Annotated in this window: 26 protein-coding genes and 1 pseudogene; 8 read left to right on the top strand and 19 right to left on the bottom strand. The window is 70.0% G+C overall.

Annotated features, from left to right (window positions below):
* Positions 1–42 precede the first annotated feature (42 nt).
* The 5 genes from OG792_RS28755 to OG792_RS28775 all read right to left on the bottom strand — a co-directional run bounded on the left by OG792_RS28755 (position 43) and on the right by OG792_RS28775 (position 5,194).
* Positions 43–240: a hypothetical protein gene (locus OG792_RS28755; protein WP_329104127.1), complete on the bottom strand. Its 198-nt coding sequence runs from the start codon at positions 238–240 to the stop codon at positions 43–45.
* A 516-nt stretch (positions 241–756) separates the two neighbouring features.
* Positions 757–1,956, bottom strand: coding sequence for a hypothetical protein (locus OG792_RS28760; protein WP_329104130.1), 1,200 nt, complete (start codon positions 1,954–1,956; stop codon positions 757–759).
* Between the two features lie 465 nt (positions 1,957–2,421).
* Positions 2,422–3,384, bottom strand: coding sequence for a zinc-binding dehydrogenase (locus tag OG792_RS28765; RefSeq protein WP_329104132.1), 963 nt, complete (start codon positions 3,382–3,384; stop codon positions 2,422–2,424).
* Between the two features lie 120 nt (positions 3,385–3,504).
* The gene (locus OG792_RS28770) at positions 3,505–4,683 is read right to left on the bottom strand and encodes an NAD(P)-dependent malic enzyme (protein ID WP_329104134.1); all 1,179 of its coding nucleotides are present in this window, start codon (positions 4,681–4,683) and stop codon (positions 3,505–3,507) included.
* Between the two features lie 145 nt (positions 4,684–4,828).
* Complete coding sequence (locus OG792_RS28775; RefSeq protein ID WP_329104136.1) at positions 4,829–5,194, bottom strand: S24 family peptidase; 366 nt, start codon at positions 5,192–5,194, stop codon at positions 4,829–4,831.
* 90 nt (positions 5,195–5,284) lie between these two features.
* Between OG792_RS28775 and sodN the strand changes: the two genes are divergently transcribed.
* From sodN to OG792_RS28790, 3 genes are all read left to right on the top strand, one after another.
* Positions 5,285–5,692, top strand: coding sequence for a superoxide dismutase, Ni (gene sodN, locus OG792_RS28780; protein WP_329104138.1), 408 nt, complete (start codon positions 5,285–5,287; stop codon positions 5,690–5,692).
* A gap of 104 nt (positions 5,693–5,796) precedes the next feature.
* Positions 5,797–6,228 carry a GNAT family N-acetyltransferase gene (locus OG792_RS28785; RefSeq protein ID WP_329111489.1) on the top strand — a complete coding sequence of 144 codons (432 nt, stop codon included), beginning with the start codon at positions 5,797–5,799 and terminating at the stop codon, positions 6,226–6,228.
* A 227-nt stretch (positions 6,229–6,455) separates the two neighbouring features.
* Positions 6,456–10,235 (top strand): S8 family serine peptidase, encoded by a 3,780-nt coding sequence (locus OG792_RS28790; protein ID WP_329104140.1) that lies wholly within the window; start codon positions 6,456–6,458, stop codon positions 10,233–10,235.
* A gap of 55 nt (positions 10,236–10,290) precedes the next feature.
* Here the strand turns inward: OG792_RS28790 and OG792_RS28795 are convergent, their stop codons facing one another.
* Together OG792_RS28795 and OG792_RS28800 are read right to left on the bottom strand one after the other, a co-directional pair.
* Positions 10,291–11,331 (bottom strand): helix-turn-helix domain-containing protein, encoded by a 1,041-nt coding sequence (locus tag OG792_RS28795; RefSeq protein ID WP_329104142.1) that lies wholly within the window; start codon positions 11,329–11,331, stop codon positions 10,291–10,293.
* Between the two features lie 169 nt (positions 11,332–11,500).
* Positions 11,501–11,932 (bottom strand): VOC family protein, encoded by a 432-nt coding sequence (locus OG792_RS28800; RefSeq protein WP_329104144.1) that lies wholly within the window; start codon positions 11,930–11,932, stop codon positions 11,501–11,503.
* A gap of 233 nt (positions 11,933–12,165) precedes the next feature.
* Between OG792_RS28800 and OG792_RS28805 the strand changes: the two genes are divergently transcribed.
* Positions 12,166–12,789, top strand: a complete 624-nt coding sequence (locus OG792_RS28805) for a TetR/AcrR family transcriptional regulator (protein WP_329104146.1) — start codon at positions 12,166–12,168, stop codon at positions 12,787–12,789.
* Positions 12,790–12,797: 8 nt separating this feature from the next.
* Here OG792_RS28805 and OG792_RS28810 read toward each other — a convergent pair whose 3' ends face one another.
* Positions 12,798–13,019, bottom strand: coding sequence for a hypothetical protein (locus tag OG792_RS28810; protein WP_329104148.1), 222 nt, complete (start codon positions 13,017–13,019; stop codon positions 12,798–12,800).
* A gap of 291 nt (positions 13,020–13,310) precedes the next feature.
* Here OG792_RS28810 and OG792_RS28815 point away from each other — a divergent pair, with 291 nt between their 5' ends.
* Positions 13,311–14,201 carry an IS5 family transposase gene (locus OG792_RS28815; RefSeq protein ID WP_442932452.1) on the top strand — a complete coding sequence of 297 codons (891 nt, stop codon included), beginning with the start codon at positions 13,311–13,313 and terminating at the stop codon, positions 14,199–14,201.
* 101 nt (positions 14,202–14,302) lie between these two features.
* Here OG792_RS28815 and OG792_RS28820 read toward each other — a convergent pair whose 3' ends face one another.
* The 5 genes and pseudogenes from OG792_RS28820 to OG792_RS28835 all read right to left on the bottom strand — a co-directional run.
* On the bottom strand, positions 14,303–15,229 hold the full coding sequence (locus OG792_RS28820) for an aminoglycoside phosphotransferase family protein (protein ID WP_329104150.1): 927 nt from the start codon (positions 15,227–15,229) through the stop codon (positions 14,303–14,305).
* Between the two features lie 62 nt (positions 15,230–15,291).
* Positions 15,292–15,483, bottom strand: coding sequence for an ankyrin repeat domain-containing protein (locus OG792_RS34850; RefSeq protein ID WP_442932319.1), 192 nt, complete (start codon positions 15,481–15,483; stop codon positions 15,292–15,294).
* A 154-nt stretch (positions 15,484–15,637) separates the two neighbouring features.
* Positions 15,638–15,799 (bottom strand): hypothetical protein, encoded by a 162-nt coding sequence (locus tag OG792_RS28825; RefSeq protein WP_329104152.1) that lies wholly within the window; start codon positions 15,797–15,799, stop codon positions 15,638–15,640.
* A 2-nt stretch (positions 15,800–15,801) separates the two neighbouring features.
* Positions 15,802–16,008 carry a DUF397 domain-containing protein gene (locus tag OG792_RS28830; RefSeq protein ID WP_329104154.1) on the bottom strand — a complete coding sequence of 69 codons (207 nt, stop codon included), beginning with the start codon at positions 16,006–16,008 and terminating at the stop codon, positions 15,802–15,804.
* 14 nt (positions 16,009–16,022) lie between these two features.
* Positions 16,023–16,352 (bottom strand): annotated as a pseudogene (locus OG792_RS28835) (Scr1 family TA system antitoxin-like transcriptional regulator); the annotation flags it as partial.
* Positions 16,353–17,531: 1,179 nt separating this feature from the next.
* Here OG792_RS28835 and OG792_RS28840 point away from each other — a divergent pair.
* On the top strand, positions 17,532–17,894 hold the full coding sequence (locus OG792_RS28840; protein ID WP_329111490.1) for an ATP-binding protein: 363 nt from the start codon (positions 17,532–17,534) through the stop codon (positions 17,892–17,894).
* Between the two features lie 99 nt (positions 17,895–17,993).
* Here OG792_RS28840 and OG792_RS28845 read toward each other — a convergent pair whose 3' ends face one another.
* On the bottom strand, positions 17,994–18,383 hold the full coding sequence (locus OG792_RS28845) for a hypothetical protein (protein ID WP_442932512.1): 390 nt from the start codon (positions 18,381–18,383) through the stop codon (positions 17,994–17,996).
* Positions 18,384–18,444: 61 nt separating this feature from the next.
* On the opposite strand from OG792_RS28845, the gene OG792_RS28850 reads away from it, so the two are divergent.
* Entirely contained in the window at positions 18,445–19,395 is a 951-nt protein-coding gene (locus tag OG792_RS28850) for a diacylglycerol/lipid kinase family protein (protein WP_329104157.1), read from the top strand.
* 432 nt (positions 19,396–19,827) lie between these two features.
* Complete coding sequence (locus OG792_RS28855) at positions 19,828–20,085, top strand: WhiB family transcriptional regulator (RefSeq protein ID WP_326562714.1); 258 nt, start codon at positions 19,828–19,830, stop codon at positions 20,083–20,085.
* A gap of 115 nt (positions 20,086–20,200) precedes the next feature.
* On the opposite strand, the gene OG792_RS28860 is transcribed toward OG792_RS28855, so the two are convergent.
* From OG792_RS28860 to OG792_RS28880, 5 genes are all read right to left on the bottom strand, one after another.
* Positions 20,201–21,235 carry an aldo/keto reductase family protein gene (locus OG792_RS28860; RefSeq protein WP_329104160.1) on the bottom strand — a complete coding sequence of 345 codons (1,035 nt, stop codon included), beginning with the start codon at positions 21,233–21,235 and terminating at the stop codon, positions 20,201–20,203.
* A gap of 162 nt (positions 21,236–21,397) precedes the next feature.
* On the bottom strand, positions 21,398–22,273 hold the full coding sequence (locus tag OG792_RS28865; RefSeq protein WP_442932513.1) for a sirohydrochlorin chelatase: 876 nt from the start codon (positions 22,271–22,273) through the stop codon (positions 21,398–21,400).
* Between the two features lie 86 nt (positions 22,274–22,359).
* A complete protein-coding gene (locus OG792_RS28870; protein WP_329104161.1) occupies positions 22,360–23,124 on the bottom strand; it encodes a phosphoadenylyl-sulfate reductase in 765 nt (254 codons plus the stop codon).
* Positions 23,121–23,279, bottom strand: coding sequence for a hypothetical protein (locus tag OG792_RS28875; protein WP_326562710.1), 159 nt, complete (start codon positions 23,277–23,279; stop codon positions 23,121–23,123). Before OG792_RS28875 ends, OG792_RS28870 begins: the two co-directional genes overlap by 4 nt.
* The gene (locus OG792_RS28880; RefSeq protein ID WP_329104163.1) at positions 23,276–25,006 is read right to left on the bottom strand and encodes a nitrite/sulfite reductase; all 1,731 of its coding nucleotides are present in this window, start codon (positions 25,004–25,006) and stop codon (positions 23,276–23,278) included. Before OG792_RS28880 ends, OG792_RS28875 begins: the two co-directional genes overlap by 4 nt.
* Positions 25,007–25,027 lie beyond the last annotated feature (21 nt).

Consider the following 25,027-nt stretch of genomic DNA (forward strand, 5'->3'; position numbering starts at 1 on the left):
GTGGGGTGGGAGGCGGGGGTGGGGTGGTGGGGTGGGTGGGGGTTAGAGGGCCAGCCAGGTGATTAGGGCTATGACTGCCAGGGCGGCGACGATTCCGCCGACGATCAACGGGAGGTTGGTCGACGGTTTGACGGCGGCGGGCGATTCGGCGGGCGATTCGGCGGGCGATTCGGTGGACGGGTGTGCGAAGGCACGGAACGCCTCGGTGTTGCCACTGGGGTCCTGGTAACTGTCAGGCATGCCGAAGACCATAGCGAACAGCCGCCTCGGGTCGGCCGGGTCCCGCCGGCCGGTCCGGGTCCGGGGGCCGCGAGACCAATCCCCTGACCCCTGCGCCGACCCGTCCGGCGGCGCTCGGGCCACCAAGGTGGCCGGTCAACATCGACCGGCTGGCCGCCGTACGAGAGCCGGACGGGTGGCCGCGTAACGCACAGCGCACGCTTACGGTCAATGTGGTGCGCGGAAACGACCGCGATCGGGTCCGTCATCCTGCCCGGTCGAGCCCGCACACCGGTCACGGGCGGGCGGTCGCCGCCCCGGGGCGAGTGCACACGCCGCCCCGTCGAGCGCCGGAGAGAGAACGTACGCGGTCGGCGTGCGTACGCTCGATCTCCGGTCGCGGTACCGCCCGCCCGTACCCCCTTTGCCTCGAACGCGCGTCGCGGGCCCGTGCGTGTGCACGGGCCCGCGACGGGGGGTGGCTCGGGTGGAGCTACGAGAGCATCGGGCTCCGGGCTACCGGAGCGTGCGACCTGGTTACGGGACAACCGGCTTGCGGTCGTCCGCCCAGACGTTGCTCGGCCTGTCCCAGCTGATTCCGGCCTGGCCGGGTCGGGCGACCACACCGAACCGGTAGTCCCGGCCGAACACGTTCTGCCGGAACCTGATGTTCGAGGCGTTGAGGTCTTCGCGGACCCCGATCGAATAGTTGCCGCCGTTGCAGTAGTTCTGCTCGAACGTCAGGTTCGACACGACCGGGCCGGTGGTCGAGCCGATCATGATGCAGGCGTTGAACGGATCCTTCGTCGTCGGGTTGTACGCCTCCAGGGAATTGCCGCGTACGACGATGTTCGAGGCACCGGTGGTCTGGAGTGCGTCGTTGTGCGAGCCGCTGGCCCGGGCGAGATGGTGGATCCAGGAGTTCTCGATCACCGTGTTGCTGCCCAGGCGCGGGCCGTCGATGGTGTTGGTGATCTCGACTCGGCGCAGGGTGTAGTCGCCGCAGCAGACGGCCGCCGAGTTCTTGCCCTGCCCGTTGATCTCGACGTCCTCGACCACCAGGTTGACCGCGCCGGTGGTCTTGATCGAGTAGAGCCCGCCGCAGCTGATCCGCGACTTCCGCAGGACCACGTTCTTCGCGGTGACGGTCACGCACCCCTTGATGTCGAGCCCGGTGAAGACCTGGCCGTCCTTGGTCGCGTTGATCGAGCCGGATGCCTTGAGCGTGACGCCGGCCGGTACGCCGGTCGTGTTCGGGCCGGGGAACGAGTCCGGGATCCGGCCGATCGCCTCGGGCGGCGGGGCGTTGCTGGCCGGCGGCGCGGTGGTACGGCTGGGGCTGGGGCTGGCGCTGGGGGTCGCAGTCGCCTCCGCCGGGGGTCGCTCGGGCGCCGGCCCGAGTTCCGCTCCCGCGGTGATCGCCTTGCCGTTCCAGGTCGAGTCGACAATCGTCGCCGGCGACGAGTCGGAGTACATGAAGCCGTTGCGGCAGCCGAAGATCTGCACCCGCCGGGCGGTGTAGTTACCGAAGACCAGGCCATTGGTCCGGGCCGAACCACAATGAATCTTGGTGTCCTCGACCACGGTCCCGGAGAAACCGTCGAAGACGCGCAGCGCGTGCGAGGCGCCGCCGTACCGGATGGTCGAATTCTTGATCGTGACGTTGTTCGCCCGTACGTGCAGGTAGCCGTTGATCACGGCGCCGTCGATCACGGTGCCGTCCTTGTAGACCGCCATCGAACCGTCGCGGTTGCCGGCGACGGCGACCCCGATTCCGGCAACGGCAATAGCGAGGGTTGTCAGAATTACCAATAATGAACGCGGGCGTCGGCTAAATAACTTATGCCCGCCTCGCGAGGATCGTGATTCTTGTTCAATATCTTTGTGCGCCGCCGAGAACCTCAAGATCTAACCCCTTCGACCTACATATAGTCCGCAATCAGCAGAGCAGAGCCGCCTGACTGTACCGCGCACACAAGGTGACCATGAGGTATCACAAGGAGATCGGAAACCGAACCTTTAGTTTTCCTGAAGTGTGGCTTTCCCAAGCCTTATCTCCGCTTTTCAAGGGCCTTATCCCGCTCGTTTGCCCCGCTTTGCCCAGGGGGAAAGGTCCGGATTTTCAAATCGCGTGGTCGCGCGTGTTCAACTCGCTACCGTACGCGAGACGCCCGTGCCGCCGTACGGAACGGACGGGGGCGCTCACCGTGAGTGGTCCAGCACCACCTTGCCGAACACCTCGCCGGACTGGAGCCGGGCGAACGCGTCGGCCGCCTCGGAGAACCCGTACACCGAGTCGACCACCGGGCGGATCCCCCGCTCGACACAGAGGGCGAGCAACTCGGCCAGCTCGGCCGGGGTCCCCATCGAGGTACCGAGGATCGCCAACTGCATGGCGAACACCCGGCGCAGGTTCACCTTCGGCTCGTACCCGGAGGTCGCGCCGGACACCACTATCCGGGCGCCCGGTGCGGCCGACTTCATCGAGTGGTCGAACGTCGCCGCGCCGACGGTCTCGATGACCACGTCGACGCGTTCCGGCAGCCGGGCACCGGGTGCCAGCGCGGTCGCACCGAGCGCGCCTATCCGGTCCCGCTTGGCGGCGTCGCGGCTGGTCGCGTACACCCGTTTGCCCATCGCCACCGCGAGCACGACGGCGGCGGTCGCCACCCCGCCCCCGGCGCCCTGCACCAGCACCGCGTCGCCCTCGGCGACGCGCCCCGGGCCGGTGAGCATCCGGTACGCGGTCAGCCAGGCCGTCGGCAGGCAGGCCACATCGGTGAGCGAGAGCCCCACCGGTACGGGCACCAGGTTCGCCCTCGGCACCGCGACCCGGTCGGCGAGCGTGCCCGGGAACCGCTCCGACAGGATCGACACCCCGCGCGGGTCGGCCGGATCCACCACCACCGGGTAGACGACCACCTCGTTGCCGTCCGGGTCGACTCCGGCGGCGTCGCAACCGAGGATCATCGGCAACTGCTCCGCGACGAGCCCGACCCCGGCCAGTGACCACAGGTCGTGCCGGTTGAGCGAAGTGGCCCTGACCTCGACCGTCACCCAGTCGTCGGCCGGGTGGACCGGCTCCGGCCGGTCGCCGACGGAGAGCGCGGCGAGCGGATTGTCGGCATCGAACGTCGAGGCGAAGGCGGCACGCATGATCCGCACGCTAACAGCGTCGGTCCGCCACCGGAACCGCCTCCATCACCACAACCGCCGCCGCGCAGGGGAACGGGCAGGGGCGGTTCCCCGGCCGGGAACGGCGGGGAGGCGCCCCTGCCCTCGACCTCAGGCGCGGGCGACGCCGTCGCGGCGGGCGGCTTCGAGGACCGCCTCGGCCACCGCCGGGGCGACCCGAGGGTCGAGCGGCGACGGGACGATGGCGTCGGCGGTCAGATTATCGGCGACCACCGCGGCGATCGCGTCGGCGGCGGCCACCTTCATGCCGTCGGTGATCCGGGTGGCCCGCGCGTCGAGCGCGCCCCGGAAGATGCCCGGGAACGCGAGCACGTTGTTGATCTGGTTCGGGAAGTCGCTGCGGCCGGTGGCGACCACGGCGACGTGCCGGGCCGCGACGTCCGGGTGCACCTCGGGCGTGGGGTTGGCCAGGGCGAAGACGATGCCACCGGGAGCCATGCCGGCGATCGCCTGCTCCGGGATCTGCCCGCCGGAGACACCGATCAGCACGTCGGCGTCGCGCAGCGCGGCGGTGATGTCGCCCTGTCGCCGGTCCGCGTTGGTGAACTCGGCCAGCTCCGCCTTGACCTCGGTGAGCCCGTCCCGGTCCCGGTGCAGGATGCCGCGCGAGTCGCAGACCACCATGTCGTCCGGGTTGACCCCGCCGGCGGCCAGCATCCTGGTCACCGCGACGCCGGCCGCGCCCGCGCCGCTGACCACCACGCGCAGGTCACCGAGCTTGCGGTTGAGCAGCGTGGCGGCGTTGCGCAGGGCGGCGAGCACGACGATCGCGGTGCCGTGCTGGTCGTCGTGGAAGACCGGGATCGGCAACGCCTCCTCCAGCCGGCGCTCGATCTCGAAGCAGCGGGGCGCGCTGATGTCCTCCAGGTTGATCCCACCGAACGACGGGGCCAGCGCGGTCACCACCGAGATGATCTCTTCCACGTCCTGCGTGTCCAGGCAGATCGGCACCGCGTCGATCCCGCCGAACTGCTTGAAGAGCACCGCCTTGCCCTCCATCACCGGCATCGCCGCGCGCGGGCCGATGTTGCCCAGCCCGAGCACGGCCGACCCGTCGGTCACCACGGCGACGGTGTGCGAGACCCAGGTGTAGTCGTCGACGAGCGCGGGGTCGGCGGCGATCGCCTCGCAGACCCGGGCAACCCCCGGGGTGTACGCGAGCGAAAGGTCTTCCCGGCTGGTCAGCGGTACGGTCGAGGCAACCGCCAACTTGCCCCCGCGATGCAGTTCGAAGACCGGATCAGAATGATCCACAGAAGTGGATGACATGGGAACTCCAGGATTCGTCGAGCAGTTGTTGGACCCAACCGGCTCGACGCGAGGTCGGCGAATGACCGGCGGTGCGGTGCGGGGGGATCACCCGGGCACGGCCAATGAGCATACTGTCGTCTGTTTACCGTACCTGTGAGCAGGGTCATACCGAGGGGTAACCGAACCTCCGGGGGCTCGGCCAGTAGCGCAGCACCACCCGACCGAGCACATCGGCCACCCCGTACGCTCGGGAGTCGTCGGTGATCAGCGGATTGTCACCACGCAGCCACCAGCCGCCGTCCTCGGCGCGGACCACCCGTTTGACCACAACCAGGTCGGGGCGGCTGCGGAAGACCGCGACCACCACGTCACCGGGCCGGACCGCGCGACCACCGCGCCGGACCAGCACCGCGTCGCCGTGACGCAGCGTCGGCACCATGGACGGACCGATCACGAGTACGGCGAACAGCCCGCGCCCCGGCGGCACGGGACGGTCGGGCGGAGTCGCCGGGTCTACCGCTGGTCCCATCCGCACCAGGTTTCACCTCCCCGCCCCTGGGGACGTAAGTCAGGAGTAATGTCGTCTCGGATCATCGCAAACATCCCACGGAGGGCCTTGATGCGACTTCCACGCATCCTCACACCACGTTTCGTCGCGCATGCCCACTGCGATCTGCCCTGCGGGGTCTACGACCCGGCCCAGGCTCGGATTGAGGCCGAGTCCGTCAAGGCGATCTGCGAGAAGTACCAGGCAAACTCGGACCCGGAGTTCCGGACCCGGGCCCTGATTATCAAGGAACAGCGCGCTGAGCTGGTCAAGCACCACCTGTGGGTGCTCTGGACCGACTACTTCAAGCCGCTGCACTTCGAGAAGTACCCGAACCTGCACTCGCTGTTCAACGAGGCCACCAAGCTGGCCGGTGGCGGTGGCGGCGCCAAGGCGTCGACCGACCCGGCCAAGGCCGACGAGCTGTTGCAGAAGATCGACGAGATTTCGAAGATCTTCTGGGAGACCAAGCAGGCGTGAGTTCCACCGTTTCCACCGGCCGGCTTCCCGCCGACCAGGGGGACGTCAGTCCCGTACCCGCGATTCGGCCGGCGCGTCCCTCGGACGTGCCGGCCATCGTCGCGATGGTCCACGAGCTCGCCGAGTACGAGCGAGCCCCGGACGAGTGCCACCTCACCGAGCAGCAGTTGCACGCCGCCCTCTTCGCCGAGCAGCCGGCGTTGTTCGGGCACGTGGCGGTCGACACCGACGGCAACCCGATCGGGCTCGCCCTCTGGTTCCTCAACTTCTCCACCTGGCGTGGCGTACACGGGATCTATCTGGAGGACCTCTACGTCCGTCCGGCGGCCCGTGGCACCGGCACCGGGCGCCGACTGCTCGCCACCCTGGCCGCCGTCTGCGTCGAGCGCGGCTACGAGCGGCTGGACTGGTCGGTGCTGAGCTGGAACCCGGCCCGCGAGTTCTACCACGCGATCGGTGCCACCGCGATGGACGGGTGGCTGCCGTACCGCCTCACCGGTGCCGCCCTCACCGACCTCGCCCGGCACACCGCCTGAGATCGGCCGCGGGCACCTGAACCGTTCGGCGTCGCCGACACTTCCGCCTGCTCATGGCCGGTCACCAACCGTTGATCGATGCTTCACGCCGTGCTGCGGCGCGATGTCCACTTAGCGCCATGTCGCCTCTGCGGCACCGCCGATGCGGGACCAGAGAAATGTTCCAGCCACAGACTCCGAGCTGTCGCCATTTTGATGGCGCCCGCTGAACCCGAGGAGTCTGGGCAATGTCCACCCCCCTGCGTCGTACGGCCGCCGGCCTGGTGGCCGTACTCGCGATCACCGCCGCCGGCACGCCCCCGGCATCGGCCGCACCACCGACGGCCGCACCACCGGGAACGGCACCGAACCCGCTGACCGGCACCTCGTCCAGGATCACCCTGATCACCGGTGACGTGGTCGAGGTCGCCCCGGCCGGTGACGGCCGGTACGCCGCGTCGGTCCACCCCGCCGCAGGCCGGGAGCGGATCACCTTCCACACCGTCGAGGTCGACGGCGGACTGCGGGTGCTGCCCAGCGACGTCGTCCCGTACGTCTCGGCCGGCACCCTGGACGCGGACCTGTTCGACGTCCAGGAGCTGATCGCCGACGGATACGGCGACGGTACGGCGACCAGCCTGCCGCTCATCGTCCGCTACCGGGACCCCGGCGCCACCGCCCGCGCCGCCCTCGCCGGTACGACCGCCACCCGCCCGCTGGCCAGCATCGGCGGTGCCGCCCTGGCCGCCCGCAAAGACTCGCTGGCCGGGTTCTGGCAAACCGCCGCACCGCCGAACCCGGCCGTCCGCTCGGCGAAACCGGGCGCGAACTCAGGTACGCCCGTCGGTACGCCCGCGTTCGGCGCCGGGATCAGCCAAATCTGGCTGGACGGGAAGATCCACCCGGTGCTCGACCGGAGCACCGCCCAGATCGGCGCGCCCGCCGCCTGGCAGGCCGGCTTCGACGGCACCGGGGTCAGGGTGGCCGTGCTCGACACCGGCATCGACCCGACCCACCCCGACCTCACCGGCCGGGTGGCGTTGGCGCAGAACTTCACCGACAGCGCCGACACCACCGACCACTTCGGTCACGGTACCCACGTCGCGGCGACCGTGGCCGGCACCGGCGCCGGGTCCGGCGGCACCCGCAAGGGGGTCGCTCCGGGCGCGAGTCTGCTGGTCGGCAAGGTGCTCGGCGACGACGGCAGCGGCTACGAGTCGTGGATCATCTCCGGCATGGAGTGGGCCGCCGACGAGGGCGCGGCGGTGGTCAACATGAGCCTCGGCGGTGGCCCGACCGACGGCAGTGACCCGCTCAGCCAGGCGGTCGACCGGATCACCGCCGAGGACGGCACGCTGTTCGTGATCGCCGCCGGCAACGACGGCGCCGACTACAGCGTCGGTACGCCCGGCGTCGCCCCGTCGGCGCTGACCGTCGGCGCGGTGGACCGGGACGAGTCGCTGGCCGACTTCTCCAGCCGGGGCCCGCGCCTCGGCGACGAGGGCCTCAAGCCGGAGATCACCGCTCCGGGCGTGGACATCGTCGCCGCCCGCGCCGCCGGCACCACCATGGGTACGCCGGTCGACGACCTCTACACGGCCGCGTCCGGCACCTCGATGGCCACCCCGCACGTGGCCGGCGCGGCCGTACTCCTGGCCCAGCAGCACCCCGACTGGTCACCGGCACGACTGAAGAACGCCCTGGTCAGCACCGCCCGTACGAACAGGGAGCTGTCGGTGTTCGCCGAGGGGGCCGGTCGGGTGGACCTGGCCCGCGCGGTGGGCCAGCGGGTGTTCGCCACCGGGGTGGCCGACTTCGGCCTGGTCACCGGCGCCGGGCCGGACACCGCGCCGGTGAGCCGGACGGTGACGTACGCCAACGACGGAACCGCGCCGGTGACGCTGACGCTGGCCGTGGACGTGTCGAATCTCGGCACCCGTGCCCCGCAGACCGGTGCCATCACGGCCGGCACCGGATCGGTGACCGTTGCGGCCGGCGGCTCGGTGGACGTACCGGTCACCGTCGACCTGGCGAAGCTCGCCCCCGGCCGGTACGGCGGCTGGATCACCGCGACCGGTCCCGGTGGGGTGCTGGTCACGACGGCGCTGGCGGTCACCTCGGAGGGTCCCCGGCACACAGTGACCCTGCGCGCGGTCGACCGGGCCGGTGGGCCGGTGGCGGTGCCGTTCGTCTCCCTCCAGGGCGACAGCAGCCGCTCTGACTTCCTCGGCTTCCTGTGGGCGGGCACCACCCAGACGGTGCAGGTCGAGCAGGGCACCTACCTGCTGGACGCGCTGATCTCCGACGGTGGCGTACAGAACGAGCAGGCGACGGCGATCCTCGACCCGGAGTTGCGGGTCGACCGGGACATCGAGGTGCTGCTCGACGCCCGCAAGGGCACCCCGATCCGGATCGAGACGCCGAAGCCGGCCGAGCAGCAGGCGGTGTTGAGCTACTACGTGCACCGGGTCACCGGCACCGGTCGGCGGATCGACCACGGGACCATGCACTACAGCACCGTCAAGCAGGTCAACGTCACCCCGACGAGGAAGGTGGCGAGCGGGACGTTCGAGTTCTCCTCCCGCTGGCAGCTCGTCGCGCCGATGGTGCAGGCGAAGGTGGACGGGGTGTCCGGCCCGCTCGACATCAATCTGACCGGGCAGTCTCCGGCGTACGCCGGCAAGCGCGAGTTTCCGCTGGTCTTCGCCGGTCGGGGGACGCCAGCCGAGCTGGCGGCGGTGAGGGTACGCGGTGCCGCCGTGCTCATCCGCTCCGGCAACGAACCGGGCGGTGAGGACGCGCCGAGCGAGGGTGAGGTGACCGCCGCCGCAGCCGCAGCCGGTGCGGCGCTGACCCTGATGGTCCGGCCGGCGGACTGGTCGGCGTGGACGGTGTGGAAGCCGACCGGTGAGCGGGAGCCGATCCCGATGCTGGCCGTGGCGGCCGACGCCGGGGAGAGGCTGATCGCCCGCGCGGCCGGGGGCCGGGCCAGGTTGGACCTGACCCTGACCACCTCCAGCCCCTACCTGTACGACGTGCAGCACGTCGAAACCGGCCGGGTCCCGGACCGGATCGTCTACCGGGTCACCCCGGCCAACTCGGTACGCATCACCTCCAGTTACGCCGACAACGGCGGACTCTCATGGCAGAAGGAGCAACGATTCGGATGGCGCCCCTGGCAGACGTTTTCGTGGAACGACTCGTCCCGCTTCGTCGCGACCCCGTTGGTCCGCGAGGAGTGGGTGACGAGCGGGGACTCACTGTGGCAGCACCGGGTGGTGCACAACTGGCCGTGGAACGACTTCGGCGCGTTGGCCGTCGGCATGACCGAGGCACCCACCGCCTACCGTGCCGGTAGCGCGCGGGAGAGCTGGCTCGCCCCGGTGGTCCGGCCGGCGTCGCCGACCGGGGTGCCGGAGCTGGTCTCCACCCGGACCGGGAACACGCTCGCGCTGCGGGTGCCCGAGTTTGTCGACGCCGACGGCCACTTCACCATCGGTGAGGCGAGCCGGGTCGAGGCGAAGCTGTGGCGGGACGGGAAGCTGCTGGCCGAGCTGCCGGACGCGCGCCGGGATGTCAGCACCACCTCGGCGCAGGCCCGGTACCGGTTGGCGCTGAGCACCGAACGCGTGGACGACGAGTGGCGCTGGGGTACGCGTACCGAGACAGTGTGGGACTTCCGCTCCGGTCAGCAGTCGGGTGACCGGGCCAGGCCGCTGCCGCTGTTGCAGGTGGACTACGCCGTACCGGTGGACCTGTCCGGTCGGGCGTCCGACCGGCAGCACACGCTCGGTCTGACCCTGCGCGGCCAGGACGGGCTGTCGGCGCCCCGGGGCACCGAGCTGACCGCCGAGGTGTCCTTCGACGAGGGCCGCACCTGGAAGAGGGTCAGGGTGACCGGGGGCGGTACGGACTACCGGGCGACCGTTCCGGCCGGCCGGGGCACCGTGTCGCTGCGGGTCAGGGCCACCGACCGGTCCGGCAACGCGATCACCCAGACCGTGATCCGGGCGTACGGCCTGGTCTGAGTCCCGTCGGGCGGGGCGGCCGACCGGTCGTCCCGCCCGAGGGCGCCGCCCGGAGTCAGAGCCAGCCCCGCCGGGCGGCCTGGAACGCCAGGCCGGTACGGGTGTCCACCCCGGCCAGCAGCATCAGCCGCTCCAGCCGGCGTTGCACCGTACGGCGGCTGATGCCGAGTTGCGACGCGATCGACTTGTCCGGGAAGCCGGCGACGAACAGCGACAGCAGGAACCGTTCGCTCTCGTCCAGTTTGTCGTCGCCGGTCTCGGTGGTGACGACACCCGGTCCGGTGCCGGGAATGGCGCCGAGTCCGCCGCCCGGGTTGCCGAACTCGCCGTCCCAGCGGATCGGGCTGGCCCGGTCCCAGTGGCTCTCGAAGAGCGCGAGCAGCGCGTCCAGCAGTTCACTGCGCCGGATCAGGGCGGCGGTCGGTTCGCCAATCCCCTGGTTGTCGTCGGGTACGAGCGGGCAGATAGCGGTGGAGCGGTCGGCGATGGCGAGCCGGACCGGTAGCGCCGGCAGGGTCCGGGCCTCCTCGCCGCCGCGTACGCTTTCGGCGACGCTCTCCATCTCGCCGGGCATCTCCAGCAGCGCCCGTTCGTAGATCGCCCGGTACCGCACTCCCCTGGTCAGGGCGGGTGATTCCTCGACGTTCTCCGGCCCGGACATGGCCAGCGGGTTGGCCCGGCAGAACCAGAGGATCTCCTCGCGGGCCGAGTTTTGCAGGTCCCGAAGCTGGTCGCGTAAGGCGGCCGCGCCGACGACCACCTCCACCAGGTGGTCGGCGTCGCGGCGGCGGGCGCTGGCCCGGTACTCCTCGGTCAGCGCGGCGACCGCCTGCCGGGCGGTTTCGAGCGACTCCTGCCGGCGCAACAGGGTGTTGCCGAGGGCGACGTCCGGCGGCAGTGGTTCGAACACCGGATCGGGGCCGGGTCGGGCCACCGCGAGTCCCTTGCTCCGTAACGCTTCCAGCAGTGCCGCCGCCTCGGTCACCGGCAGCGCGGCCAGCCCCGCCAGGTCGGCGGGACTGGCCGCCGAGAGCCGCAGCAGCAGCCGGTACGCCCTTTCCTCCCCGGCCCCCAGCAGCCCGGTGTCGTCGAACATCGTGCCTCCCCTGCACCCCGTCACCAGGTCGAACTCTACGAACCCGCCGTTGCCCGGGATGGCGCGCGGGTGGGCCGCGAAGCTTTCGACGGTGCGGGCGGCGGCACGGATCCGCCGAAGCGAAAATTTGTTGATCACAAAACGGTGCGGGGCCCCGGCCGTACGGTTTTCAGTGGTCGGCCGCCGGAGCGAACTGGGCGGCGTACGCGGCGGTGGGGGCGATCGGGGTGATCACGTCGACCAGCACCCCGTCGGGCGCGCCGACGATGAAGTGCCGCTGACCGAAGTCCTCGCTGCGCAGGGAGAGCTGCTCGGTTAGCCCGGCCTCGTGCACCAGCCGCCGGTGCTCGGCGTCCACATCGGTCACCTCGAAGTTGAGGATCAGCCCCTGGACCGGCCGCCGGTAGCCGTCGGGCAGCGTCTCGTGGGTGTGGTCGAGCAGCGCCAGTTCGTAGTGCGGTGACTCGGGGCGGCGGAGGCTGACGTACCAGTCGGCTTCGAAGGTGGTCTCGAAGCCGAAGTGCCGGGTGTAGAAGTCGCGGGACGCGGCCACGTCGCGGGTACAGATCACCGGGTAGAAACTGGTCAGCCTGGTTTCCATGGAACCTCCGTCGTCCGGTCACATACCTTGGGTATGCGAACGGACGCTAGTAACATACTCTCGGTATGTCAACCGTGGTCGACGGACGGGACAGCCGATGGCGAGTCAGTCATGGCGAGTCAGTCATGGCGAGTCAGTCATGGCGAGTCAGTCATGTGAGCCGAGCATGGTGAGTCAGTCAGGTCAGCCGAGCATGGAGCCGGGGATGGTGGGACGGGCATGGTGAGACGGGCATGGTGAGACGGGCGGAACAGTGGGCCGAGACCCGGCGCGCGCTGCTGGCGGAGGGCCGGCAACGGTTCGCCCGCGACGGCTTCCACGCGGTGGTGCTGGAGGAGGTCGCGCACGCCGTCGGCGTGACGAAGGGTGCGGCGTACCACCACTTCGGCAGCAAGGCCGGGCTGTTCCGCGCCGTGGTCGAACAGGCGCAACAGGAACTGGCGGACAGCGTGGCGGCCGCCGCAGACGCGTACGACGACCCGTGGCAGCAACTGCTCGCCGGCTGCCGGGCCTTCCTGACCGCCGGGTCGGATCCGGCGATCCGGCGGATCGTGCTGATCGACGCGCCGACCGTGCTGGGCTGGAACGAGTGGCGGTCGATGGACGACTCCTCCTCCGCCCACCACCTGACCGAGGCGTTGAAGGCACTGATCACCGCCGGAATAATCGCCCCGCAGCCCGTCGAGCCACTGACCCGCCTACTCTCCGGCGCAATGAACGAGGCCGCCCTCTGGCTGGCCACCTCCCCCGACCCAACCGCCCCCAACACCACCATGACCGCCCTAACCCACCTCCTAACCGGCCTCCTCCCCCTCCCCCCCCTCCCCTCCCCCCACCCCACCCCACTCGCGATCTAGGCCGTGTTTCAAAAGTGATTGCTGTTTCCCTGAGCGTTGCGTTCTGCGGCGGCATGCCACCAGCCGGGCGGGGTCGGCCCGGTGACCGTCGCGGTCGGCTGGTCGGGATGCAGCCCGAGGCGGCGCAGAGCGGCAGCCTGGATACGGACGTCGAACCAGCCGTGCCAGTGACCATCAGGGCCAATACCGCAGGCCAGACCCCAGTAGACCTCGCTCGACTCGAAGGGCATCCAATCGATGCCCCGGTCACGCAGTCAAGCGCGGGCCGCAGCCAACGGCCGCGGACAGCCAGGGGTGTTCTCGTAGGCTGCGATAGTGACCCAATCAGCGTTCATGGTGACCATGATGCCTGGGCAGACCTTCTTGCGGCATGGCAGCTTCGCCGCCTGGCGGTGCATAGAAGGGGAGATCGTCGGATCCGAAGCTCGGCGTGTCGGTGATCGATAGACGGTGAGGTCTCCGGTAGGTGGTTCAACGACGAAGAAGAACCCATAACCGGAGACCTCGTGGCCACCTTAGCGGTGACGAGGCGACACGACCTGACCGACGCCCAGTGGGCGGCGCTGGTGCCGTTGCTGCCCAGGCCACGTGGGTCAGGACGTCCGCCGAAGTGGAGCAGACGGCAGTTGATCGACGGGATCCGGTGGCGGACACGGGTCGGCTCGCCGTGGCGGGACGTGCCCGCACTGTATGGGCCCTGGCAGACCATCTACGGACTGTTCCGTCGGTGGCAGCGTGCCGGGGTCTGGCGGGACGTCGTCACCGGGTTGCAGGCGAGGGCGGACGCGGCTGGGTTGATCACTTGGGACGTCAGTGTCGACTCCACCAGTGCCCGCGCCCACCAGCACGCCGCCGGCGCCCGTACCCGCCCGGAGTTACAGGTCGAGTCCCCCGGTGGTGTCGATGACGAACCCGACGATCACGCCCTGGGACGGTCCCGGGGTGGGCTGACCACGAAGCTGCATCTCGCCTGTGAGCAGGGACGCAAGCCGCTGTCGACGGTGTTGACCGCCGGACAGCGTGGGGACAGCCCGCAGTTCGTCCCAGTCCTGGCCGGTATCCGGGTTCCTCGCCCCGGCGCCGGCCGCCCCCGTACGCGACCGGACCGGGTCTTGGCCGACAAGGCATACAGCTCCCGCGCCAACCGCCTGTATCTGGCCCGTCGAGGGATCGCCGCGACCATTCCGATCAAGATCGACCAGGCCGCGAGCAGACAGAGGAAGGGCTCGAAGGGCGGAAGGCCACCAGCCTTCGACCCCATCACCTACCGGCAACGCCACGCCGTCGAATGCGGCATCAACCAGCTCAAACGCAACCGAGCCCTGGGCACCCGCTATGACAAACTCGCCGTCCGCTATCAGGCCACCGTGCACATCGCCACGATCAACGAGTGGCTCCGACCAGGCTTATGAAACACGGCCTAGGGCAAATACGTGCTAGTTGATCTCTATCAACAACCATCTGCCCTAGATCGCGGGCGACTTGCGCGCGTACGCGGGGACGCGGGGGTGTTTTAGCGGGGGGTTTGGGTGTAATCGGTGAGGATGTCGTTGAGGACCAGCTTTTCTGCTGCCTGGCGGGCGGGGTGGAGTCCTCCGAAACCGGCGACGACGATCAGCGCCTTCCACAGGGCCCAGGCACGTCCCCGGGTCCAGGTGTCGGGATCGACGTCGAGCGCGGCCCGGAACGCCTCGCGGCTCGGCCCGGAGAGCAGGGTCCAGGCGACCGTCACATCGCAGGCCGGGTCGCCAACGCCCGAACAGCCGAAATCGATGACGGCCGCCAACCGGCCGTCGCGGACCAGCAGGTTCCCGAGGGCGACATCACCGTGGAACCAGACCGGCGTACGTTCCCACTTCGTCCTGAGGGCCGCCTCCCACAGTGCCGTGGCCCTATCGCCGGGAATCCTGTCGCCCAGCTCGGCGATCGCCCGCCGGGTGTCGTCGTCGTACGTCTCCAACGGCCCGCCCCGGAACGCACTGTGCAGTCCCGGCGGCGGCCCGTCGCTCGCGTCGACCCGTTGCAGGGTGTTGAGGAAGCCGGCCAGGTCGGTGGCGAACTCGGTCAGGTCACGGATTCGGTCGAGACCCGCGATCTCACCCTCGATCCACCCGTAGACGGACCAGTTCAGTGGGTACCCCTCGCCCGGCACGCCCAACGCCAGCGGGGTCGGGATGGGTAGCGGCAGGTGTGGGGCGAGTTTGTGCAGGTACCGGTGTTCCTTGGCGACCTGTGGCTCGTACCCCGGTCCGCTGGGCAGCCGGACGGTCATCTCGTCGCCGAGGTGGAAGGTCCGGTTGTCCCAGCCACCGGATTCGACGGGCCGGATCGAAAGCTGGGCCCAGCGTGGAAACTGTGCCCGGACCAGCCGCCGCACCAGCGCCACATCGATCGTCGGGAAGGCGTCGGCATCCACCTGATCTATTTCGTCCCGGTCCATTCGACCAGAGTTGTGCCACCGTGAACGGGTTGCAAGCGATTTTGCCGGTACGCCGGCAGCCATCACCGAGAACTCGACCCATCAGATTCTCTGCCTGCGACCCGAAGCAACTCCACCGTCTCCGGGTGGCTGCCGCGTAGTGCCCAGCCGAGTGGTGAGTCGCCGCTCCCCCGGTCCTCGTGCAGGTCAGCGTCCGCACCGTGGGCGAGAAGTTCGCGTACGACGTCGGGGTGACCCCAGGCGCGGCCGCACACAGCGGCGCGCCCTGATCACCGCGGTGCTGACCTGGCTACGCCGACTTCGACGAGGAAGCTCCGAGATGGCGGGCATCAAGTCTTTCCAGGTCCGCTTCCATCACGTCCTGATTCAGCCCGCACGGGACTGACAGCCGATCGGCTCATCGCCGGATCAGAAGTTGTTCCACGAGTTCCCCGGCCGCGCGGTGTTACGGCCGGAACGTACGCCGGCTCGTGCGCGGCGCCCGAGCAGCACGAGAACGGACAACAGCACGGCGATTCCGACGATCGGGATGCCGATCATCGCCATCACCACCAGCCACTCTTCCGACACGATCACCCACCTCGCTTCGCCGGGACGGCGCCGACGAACGCGCGCCACGCGGCCGGCGCGAGGGTCGGCACGCCACCGCCAGGGTTCTTCGTATCCCGTACGGCGACCACGCCCGGCAGGTTGTCCGCCACCTCGACGCAGTCGCCGCCGTTCTGGCTGCTCCGGCTGCTCCGGGTGCTCCCACGCGACTTTGCGCTGGTCAGATCCATTTCTCCGCCACTTATCAACTCGGTGGACTGTTGGGGGGCGACGCCCAGCCCGGGATGGAATCCCAAGCCTTGCGGATCCACATCAGACCGAACGTTTCGTTCACCACCTGACCCTGCAACTGGGTGTCGAGATACACGACCTCTTCCCCGTCGGGCATGGTGGCAAGCACGAAGGGGCCGCTCAAACCAGCGTACCCACCAACCGACGGTGGTATGACGCGCAAGCGGAGGCGTGGCGGATCGGCGCCGAGTTTCACCAGGTGGAGCGACTGCTGCCGGATCACCTCGGTCCCGCCCACCGACCGGTGCAGCATCCCCTCGTCGAGCATGGCCACGATCTGCGGGCGGCTTCTCCCGGCTGAGCACCGCCTGTCGCTCCAACCCGACGGTCACCCCGTCGCTCAGCCTCGTCCGGCGGCGGCGGGCCGCCGTTGGCGAAGACCGCGTGGGCGTACGCCTCGATCTTCAACAACCCCGTCATGGCCAGGCGCTCATAGAAGCCGCCGATTCGCAGTACGCGATCAGCGCCTTGGGGCGTACTCGTGCATCGATTGCTATTACGACCACAATAGAGTGTCACTGGCGAAAACGCTCAAATTCAACTGAACCCGTACGGGCGTAACTACGGGGCCACCCCGACTTCCCCACCGATCCCCGCGGCGGCCCCTGCCACGACGCTCTCCGGGAGCCCCGTCATGCCCGACCCAGAATCCAACCCGGAAGGCGTTTCCGCAGCCCCAGACTGCCAACTCCCCGCCCTCGCCACCCCGCGAACCGACCGCCAACCCGCCGCCCACCAGCCAATACCCACCACCGCCGACGCCGACGAGTTGGATGGAGAAGGTCGAGCGGAGTGTCCGCCGACTCGACAGGCTCTCGGTGCTGAATGAGATCACCGACGCACTACTAATCAACGTCGAACTATTTCTCAGTAAAGACCTCACACCAACCACCGCCAACCCGAACCGCTCCACATTGCATCAGGGCACGCCCAACTCGGGCAGGCCCGACCACCACCACTCAGCGACATGGCCAAGGCAGCCGACTACACCCGACTGGCGTACCAGCACGGACGTACGACGTACTCCTCGGGTTTTTGCCGCACCCGCTCCACGACGCGACAGGCGGCCAACGACGGCGGCCGAGCTGGGCGACGACCGCCGAGCGGTCGAGACCCCCGAGCACCGCACCGCCCCCACCCCCACCCCTGCCCCTGCCCCTGCCCCTGCCCCTGCCCCTGCACCCCACCCTCCCCACCCGAGCCCAACAGCCGTTGATCATGAAGTTAATGACCGATTTTCGCCCTTGGCGGTGCGCTAACTTCATGATCAACGAGTAGTTGGTGCGGGGTGGGGCGGTGGCGGGGGCGAGGGGAGAGGGCGGGCGGTACGGTGAGGGTGCTCGACGGGCCGGGGCGGGTCCCGTTCAGGGGACCGGTGTGATCGCCGAGCGTACGCAGCCGAGGGAGATGGGCACCGGTGACTCGATCAAATACCCAGCCGACGGTCGACGACGACATCGTGATGCTCACGGTGCCCGCCGACGGCGGGTATCTGGGGGTGCTGCGTACGGCGACCGCCGGTCTGGCCGCCCGGCTGCACTTCGCGCTGGACGAGATCGAGGATCTGCGGATCGCGGTGGACGAGGCGTGCGCGATGCTGCTCGCCATCGCCACCCGCGACGCCGAGCTTGAGTGCCGGTTCTCGGTCACCGACGACGCCCTCACCGTCGAGGTGACCGTGCCGACCACCTCGGGTGCCCGACTGCCGGCCGAGTCGTCGTTCGCCTGGAAGGTGCTGACCGCGCTGACCACGTCCGCCAACGCCACCGCCGATGGGCGGCAGGCGACGATCACCCTGCTCACCCGTCGCGCCGCCGAGTTCTGAACCCGACTGGAACACGAGCCGGGCCGGGCGCACGACGAACCCGGCCGGAACACGAGCCGGCCGGAACACGAGCCGGGCCGGAAAGCGAGCCGTGTGCGGTCAGCCGACGCCGAGGGCGCGGGCGGTGGGGGCGCAGACCAGCAGGCCGATGACCAACACGCCGAGCGCCATCAGCGGGAGGCCGAGCCAGGCCAGCCCGCCCTGGATCATGTAGTAGCCGACCGGCAGCAACATCAACTGGAGCACGATCGCGGGTGCGCGGGCACCGGCTCGACGCCGTACGAGCGCCCCGGCGAGCAGCCACAGGACGAGCGCGCCGCCGACCGTGAAAGCGGTCACGAACAGTGCGTTCACCAGGTCGGTGGCGTCCGCGGTCAGGTCCGCGTAGATCAGGTAGGCGGCCAGCAACCCGAGGCCGGTCGCCTCGCCGCGCAGCAGCCACACGGCCCAGCGCAGCGGACCGGGCACCAGGACAGATTCGCTGGTCACGGGTGAGTCGGTGGTCACGCGCGAAACGATACCCGCGCTTTGTCGCGGTACAGTGCCGCCCATGCGGGCCCTTCTGGTGGTCAATCCCAAGGCCACCGCCACCAGCCAGCGCAGCCGGGACGTGCTCGTCCGGGCCCTGCGCAGCGAGGTCGACCTCACCGTCGAGTACACCCGGCGGCGGGACCACGCGGTCACCCTGGCCCGCGAGGCCGTACGGGATGCGATGGACCTGGTCGTCACCCTGGGTGGCGACGGCACGGTCAACGAGGTGGTCAACGGGTTGATGACGGCCGAGCCGTCGACGGCCGACCCGGACCGTCCCCCGGCCGAGCGGCTGCCGGCACTGGCGGTGGTACCGGGTGGTTCGACGAACGTCTTCGCACGTGCACTGGGTCTGCCCCGGGAGTGGCCGGAGGCGACCAGCGTGATCCTCGACGGCGTACGGCTGGGGCGGTTCCGGTCGGTGGGGCTGGGCCGGGCCGATGACCGCTACTTCACGTTCTGTGCCGGCTTCGGCTTGGACGCCGCAGTGATCCACCGGGTGGAGCAGGCCCGGCGACGGGGTCGGGTCTCCACCCCGTCGCTCTACCTGCGCGCGATGCTCACGCAGTACGCCGTCGGTTCCGAGCGCCGGCACCCGGACATCACGCTGGAGTTGCCGGACGGCGTGGTGGCGAACGAACTGGCCACCGTCGCGATCCAGAACACCGCCCCGTGGACGTACATCGGCGACCGTGAGGTGAACCCGAACCCGGACGCGTCCTTCGACCTCGGGCTCGACGTGATGGCCGTACGCCGGCTCCGAGTGCCGAGTACCGCACGTACGGTGACGCAGCTGCTCTCGCGGAAAACTCAGCCGCACGGCCGCCAAATTCTTCGGATGCACGACCTGGAGGAGTTCTCCCTGGTCGCGGGTCGTCCGCAGGCGTTCCAGCTCGACGGGGACTACCTCGGCGAACGAGAAAAAGTTCGATTCGCCTCCGTAAGCGCCGCACTAAGAGTAATCTGCTAGCGCTGGGGTACAGCCTCCTCCATGGCCCCCTGAAAGCGAGCCGGACGAGGGGACGAGTGTCGGAAATGCCAGCAATGTCGCGTGGACTGTACTATATTGATCCTTGGCTGTGGCACGCCGGGTCCCGGCAAGCGCCGGAATTCGGACAAAAGGGTTGTGGGCTTGCTCACCCGTCCAGAGTTTTTCTGAGCGGTCCCCTTGACATCACGGGAGTTCGTGAAAGTATTCACAAGCGAACTTGAGTTACCGGGACGTTGCCTCGAACTACCCGCTAAGCGAGTTGTTCACGCGGCGCTCCCAAGCGCACAACAGCCTGCGCACGTGCTTGTCGAATCGATGGGTGTACACCGTCGGGATCGGCGCCACGGATGCATATAGGAAAAGATCCACGCTATCCACTGCCACCCACCCAGATTGAGGAGTGTTGCCGCCATGGACTGGCGTCACCATGCTGTCTGCCGCGACGAAGACCCGGAGCTGTTCTTCCCGATCGGGACGTCTGGCCCGGCTCTCCTTCAGGTCGAGCAGGCCAAGGCCGTCTGCCGGCGCTGCTCCGTGACCGAAGATTGCCTCCAGTGGGCACTCGAATCCGGTCAGGACGCGGGCGTCTGGGGCGGAATGAGCGAAGAAGAACGGCGCGCGGTCAAGCGCCGTGGCGGACTCCGGGTCCTGCGCGCTCACACCGCCTGACCAACCACAAACGCTGAACGCGCCGGGGGAGTTACTCCCCCGGCGCGTTCTGTTGTTGTCCTAAAGCGAATGGATCAACACCGCCCGTCATAACGGGATCACTGTGGATCCACACTTAGCGGCTCGACTTGTCCCGCTCCCAGTCGGCTTTGACCGCCATCATCCGCGCGGTCTTCGCTGCGTCATTCTCGATCAGATCCGCCAGTGTCTCGTCTATGCGCAGCATCACATCGGCGTCCAGCCGGACCCCGGCCGCCGCCGCGTTCTCGGTCACCTGCTCCGGCCGGGTCGCGCCGATGATCGCCGTACTGACGCCGGGGTGTTGCAGGGTCCAGGCGACCGCCAGTTGGGCCATGGACAGGCCCGCCTCGTCGGCGACCGGACGCAGCGCCTGCACCTGCCGGAGCAACCGATCGCCGAGCACCCGCCGGATGAACGTCGGCGCCCTGCCCCCACTGGCCGCACGGGAGCCGGCCGGCGGCGGCTGCCCCGGCCGGTACTTGCCGGTCAGCACCCCCTGGGCCAGCGGCTGGAAGACGATCTGGCCGAGCCCCGCCCGCTCGCACAGCGGCAGCACCTCGGGCTCGATCACCCGCCAGAGCATGTTGTACTGCGGCTGGTTGGACACGATCCGGCTACGCAGGCCGAGCTGGTCGGCGAGGTCGAGCGCGCTCCGGATCTGCGGAGCGGTCCACTCCGAGACACCCAGGTAACGGACCTTGCCCTGGCGTACCAGGTCGTCGAAGGCGATCAGCGTCTCTTCCAGCGGGGTCCGGTCGTCGTACCGGTGGGCCTGGTAGAGGTCGACGTAGTCGGTGCCCAACCGGCGCAGCGACGCGTGGCAGGACTCCAGGACGTGCTTGCGGGACAGACCCCGGTCGTTGGGTCCGGCGCCGGTCGGCAGGCACACCTTCGTCGCGATCTCCACCGACTCGCGCCGTACGCCGCGCAGCGCCTCGCCCAGCAACTCCTCCGCGGCCCCCATGGCGTAGACGTCGGCGGTGTCGAATGTGGTGATACCCGCCTCGACCGCCGCCCGTACGCAGACCAGCGCAGCCTCCCGCGCCACCAGTTCCCCGTGGGTGAGCCAATTACCGTAAGTAATCTCACTGACCCGCAGACCGCCGCGGCCAAGGTGACGATGCCTCATGATCGGTCACCCTAGCCACCGGTAAGCGCCGCCGATGCCCCGTGACGGGACGGGCCAACGCTCCGAGACGGGGCGCGGGCCAACGCTCCGAGACGGGGCGCGGGCCAACGCTCCGAGACGGGGCGCGGGCCAACGCCCGAGACGGGACGCAGCCCCGGAACGTCAGGCGGCGAGTTGGTGGACCGCCGCGGTCGCGGCGTCGACCCGGTCCAGCACCAGGCGGGCGATCTCCGGCGAGTCGGTCAGCGGTGCCGCGACCGCCACCGCCCCGGCGGTACGTGCCGAAGCCAACGCGCTCTCGTAGAGCCGACCCGGGGCGAGGAAGTAGGTGGCGACCGCTATCCGGCGGGCTCCACCGGCCCGGAGCAGGTCCACCGCCGCGCCCGCGGTGGGCGGGGCGGCCGAGGCGTACGCGGCCAGGCTCGGCACGCCCAGCGCCTCCCCCAGCGCCCCGGCGACCGCCTCGACCGTACGGCGAGCCGGCGCGTCCCGGGTCCCGGCCGCCGCCAGCACCAACCCGTCCAGCCGACCCGAACCCGCCTCGACCGATCCGCCGCCCCGCCCGAAGCCGGCCAGCCCAGCACCGGCCAGCCCCGCACCGGCCGCCCCGGCGGCGAGGGCCTCGGCCAGGCGCTGGCGGAGCCCGGCCAGCAGCAGTTCGTCGGGGGCGACGGACACCTCCGGCGGGCCGAGCACGGCGGTGACGCGTACGGGCAGCCGCAGGCCCCGGGCCCGCGCGGCGGCGACCGCACCGGGGATGTCGACCCGACCGTGGTACGCGGCGGTCAGCAGCAGCGGCACCAGCGTGGCTCCCCGGTGACCGGCCGCCTCCAGTTCCCGCAGCACGGTCGGCGGATCCGGGGCGGTGTGGTCGAGGTAGGCGGCCCGGACCGGCAGGCCCGGACGGGCCAGCTCGACCGCCCGGACCAGGGCCCGGGTGGCCACCGCCGCCCGGCGGTCCCGGCTGCCATGGGCAACCAGGACCACCGGATCCGGCCCGGCGGTAACGAGCCCCACCGGATCCGGCCCGGCGGTCACGAGCCCCACCGGATCCGGCCCGGCGGTAACGAGCCCCACCGGATCCGGTCCGGCGGTCACGGGCCCACCGGATCCGGCCCGGCGATTCATACGTGCAGACCGCACTCGGTCTTCTCGAACATCGCCCACCGGCCGGCTCGGGGGTCCTCGCCGGCCTTGGTCCGCCGGGTGCACGGCCAGCAGCCGACCGAGGTGTAGCCGGCCCGGAACAGCTCGTTGACCGGCACGTTCCAGCGGGAGATGTACGCGTCCACGTCGGCCTGGCTCCACGCCGCGATCGGGTTGACCTTGACCTTGCCCTTCCGGGCGTCGAAGGTCACCACCGGCGTGTTGGCCCGGGTCGGTGACTCGTCCCGGCGCAGCCCGGCGGCCCAGGCGTCGTAGTCGCCGAGCGCCCGTTCCAGCGGCTCGACCTTGCGCAGGGCGCAGCACTCGTCCGGTGCCTTGGCGAACAGGCGCGGTCCGTACTCGCCGTCCTGCTGGCCGACGGTCAGCCGGGGCCGGATCGACCGGATGGTGACCGGCAGCGTACGGGCGACCGTGTCGCGGACCCGCAGCGTCTCCGGGAAGTGCAGCCCGGTGTCGAGGAAGACCACGTCGACGCCAGGTGCCACCCGCGAAACGAGGTGGGCGAGCACGGCGTCGGCCATCGAGCTGGTGACGCAGAACCGGTCGGCGAAGGTGTCCACCGCCCAGCGGGCGATCTCGTCCGCCGGGGCGCCCTCCAACTCGCGGGCGGCCTCGTCGGCCAGCGCCTTGAGCTCGGCGGCGGACCGTCGGGCGGGGTCCGCCACGGTGGGTGCCGGGCCGAGGGTGACCAGTCCGAGGTTGGTTACCGAGAGCACCTTCATCGCGCCACCGCCCGTCCGAGTAGTCCGCTGAACTTGACCGTGAAAACCCGCGCGCAGGCGTGACACTCCCAGGCGCCGTGCGACTCCTCGTTGGGCCGAAGGTCCTCCTCGCCGCAGTACGGGCAGTACATCGGCGCCGCGCGGGTGTCGCTCATCTCAGCTCCTCCTCGTCGGCCCGGAGCACCCACTGGGCGAACGCCTCGCCCTGCTGGCGCCCGGCCAGGTAACGGCGGGCCACCCGTTCGACGTACTCCGGAAGTTCCTCCGCCGTGGTCTTGAGGCCGCGCAGCTTGCGGCCGAATCCGGCGGTCTGGCCCTGGGCCATGCCCAGGCCGCCGCCGAGGTGGATCTGGTAGCCCTCGACCTGACGCCCGTCGGGTCCGACCACTATCTGCCCCTTGAGGCCGATGTCGGCGATCTGGGTCCGGGCGCAGGCGTTCGGGCAGCCGTTGATGTGGATGGACAGGTCGGCGTCGAAGTCGCGCAGCCGGTCCTCCAGCCGGGCGACGAGTTCCTGGCCGCGGGCCTTGGTCTCGACGATGGCGAGCTTGCAGAACTCGATCCCGGTGCAGGCCATCGTGCTGCGCCGCCAGACCGACGGCCGGGCTTCCAGGCCGATCCCGCGCAGGGCCGTGACCAGCGATTCGGTCCGCGCTTCGGCGACGTCGAGGACCAACAACTTCTGGTACGGGGTGAGCCGCACCCGGTCGCTGCCGTGCTCGGCGGCGAGGTCGGCCAGGGCGGTGAGCTGGGTGCCGGACACCCGCCCGACCACCGGGGCGGCCCCGACGTAGAACTTCCCGTCCCGTTGCCGCTGTACGCCGATGTGGTCGATCGGCTTCTCCGGCAGCTCCGGCGCCGGACCGTCGAGCAGCGTACGGCCGAGGTATTCCTTCTCCAGGATCTCGCGGAACTTCTCCACGCCCCAGTCGGCGACCAGGAACTTCAGCCGGGCGCGGTGCCGCAGCCGGCGGTAGCCGTAGTCCCGGAAGATCGAGACGACGCCCTCCCAGATGTCCGGCACCTCGGCCAGCGGCACCCAGACGCCGAGGCGCTGGGCCAGCATCGGGTTGGTGCTCAGGCCGCCGCCGACCCAGAGGTCGAAGCCGGGGCCGTGCTCGGGGTGGTCGACGCCGAGGAAGGAGATGTCATTGACCTCGTACGGGGTGTCCGCCAGCCAGGAGATCGACGACTTGAACTTGCGCGGCAGGTTGGAGTAGGCGGGGTCGCCGACGTATCGGGCGACGATCTCGTCGATCGCCGGGGTCGGGTCGATCCGCTCGGCCTCGGACACCCCGGCGACCGGGCTGCCGAGCACGATCCGCGGGCAGTCGCCGCACGCCTCGGTGGTTTCCAGCCCGACCGCCTCCAGCCGGCGCCAGATCTCCGGCATGTCCTCGACCCGGATCCAGTGCAGCTGGATGTTCTGCCGGTCGGTGATGTCGGCGCTGTCGCGGGCGAAGGTGGTGGAGATGTCGGCGATGGTGCGCAGCTGGGCCAGGCTGAGCTGGCCGCCGTCGATCCGTACCCGGAGCATGAAGTGCTCGTCTTCGAGCTCGTGCGGTTCGAGCACGGCGGTACGACCACCGTCGATGCCGGCCTTGCGCTGGGTGTAGAGCCCCCACCAGCGGAACCGGCCGCGCAGATCAGCGGGGTCGATCGAGGCGAAGCCCCGGTGCGCGTAGATGTTCTCGATCCGGGCCCGTACGTTGAGCGGGTTGTCGTCCTTCTTCGACCGCTCGTTCGGGTTGAGCGGCTCGCGGTGGCCGAGCGCCCACTGGCCCTCGCCGCGCGGACGGCGGGGCGCCCGTGCCGGCCGGGCCACGGCTGCCGCCGGAGCGTCGGCGCTGTCGAGTGGGGCGGGGGTCCTGGTGACCGCCATCGCGGCGTCCTCCGTTTGTCT

Source organism: Micromonospora sp. NBC_01699, from assembly GCF_036250065.1.
Classification (GTDB): domain Bacteria; phylum Actinomycetota; class Actinomycetes; order Mycobacteriales; family Micromonosporaceae; genus Micromonospora_G.

Coding starts and splice junctions, on each gene's coding strand:
- OG792_RS28755 (WP_329104127.1), bottom strand. CDS start 240: ATGCCTGACAGTTACCAGGACCCCAGTGGCAACACCGAGGCGTTCCGT.
- OG792_RS28760 (WP_329104130.1), bottom strand. CDS start 1,956: ATGGCGGTCTACAAGGACGGCACCGTGATCGACGGCGCCGTGATCAAC.
- OG792_RS28770 (WP_329104134.1), bottom strand. CDS start 4,683: ATGTCATCCACTTCTGTGGATCATTCTGATCCGGTCTTCGAACTGCAT.
- OG792_RS28775 (WP_329104136.1), bottom strand. CDS start 5,194: ATGGGACCAGCGGTAGACCCGGCGACTCCGCCCGACCGTCCCGTGCCG.
- sodN (WP_329104138.1), top strand. CDS start 5,285: ATGCGACTTCCACGCATCCTCACACCACGTTTCGTCGCGCATGCCCAC.
- OG792_RS28785 (WP_329111489.1), top strand. CDS start 5,797: ATGGTCCACGAGCTCGCCGAGTACGAGCGAGCCCCGGACGAGTGCCAC.
- OG792_RS28790 (WP_329104140.1), top strand. CDS start 6,456: ATGTCCACCCCCCTGCGTCGTACGGCCGCCGGCCTGGTGGCCGTACTC.
- OG792_RS28795 (WP_329104142.1), bottom strand. CDS start 11,331: ATGTTCGACGACACCGGGCTGCTGGGGGCCGGGGAGGAAAGGGCGTAC.
- OG792_RS28800 (WP_329104144.1), bottom strand. CDS start 11,932: ATGGAAACCAGGCTGACCAGTTTCTACCCGGTGATCTGTACCCGCGAC.
- OG792_RS28805 (WP_329104146.1), top strand. CDS start 12,166: ATGGTGAGACGGGCGGAACAGTGGGCCGAGACCCGGCGCGCGCTGCTG.
- OG792_RS28810 (WP_329104148.1), bottom strand. CDS start 13,019: ATGCCCTTCGAGTCGAGCGAGGTCTACTGGGGTCTGGCCTGCGGTATT.
- OG792_RS28820 (WP_329104150.1), bottom strand. CDS start 15,229: ATGGACCGGGACGAAATAGATCAGGTGGATGCCGACGCCTTCCCGACG.
- OG792_RS28830 (WP_329104154.1), bottom strand. CDS start 16,008: ATGGATCTGACCAGCGCAAAGTCGCGTGGGAGCACCCGGAGCAGCCGG.
- OG792_RS28840 (WP_329111490.1), top strand. CDS start 17,532: ATGCTCACGGTGCCCGCCGACGGCGGGTATCTGGGGGTGCTGCGTACG.
- OG792_RS28850 (WP_329104157.1), top strand. CDS start 18,445: ATGCGGGCCCTTCTGGTGGTCAATCCCAAGGCCACCGCCACCAGCCAG.
- OG792_RS28855 (WP_326562714.1), top strand. CDS start 19,828: ATGGACTGGCGTCACCATGCTGTCTGCCGCGACGAAGACCCGGAGCTG.
- OG792_RS28860 (WP_329104160.1), bottom strand. CDS start 21,235: ATGAGGCATCGTCACCTTGGCCGCGGCGGTCTGCGGGTCAGTGAGATT.
- OG792_RS28870 (WP_329104161.1), bottom strand. CDS start 23,124: ATGAAGGTGCTCTCGGTAACCAACCTCGGACTGGTCACCCTCGGCCCG.
- OG792_RS28875 (WP_326562710.1), bottom strand. CDS start 23,279: ATGAGCGACACCCGCGCGGCGCCGATGTACTGCCCGTACTGCGGCGAG.
- OG792_RS28880 (WP_329104163.1), bottom strand. CDS start 25,006: ATGGCGGTCACCAGGACCCCCGCCCCACTCGACAGCGCCGACGCTCCG.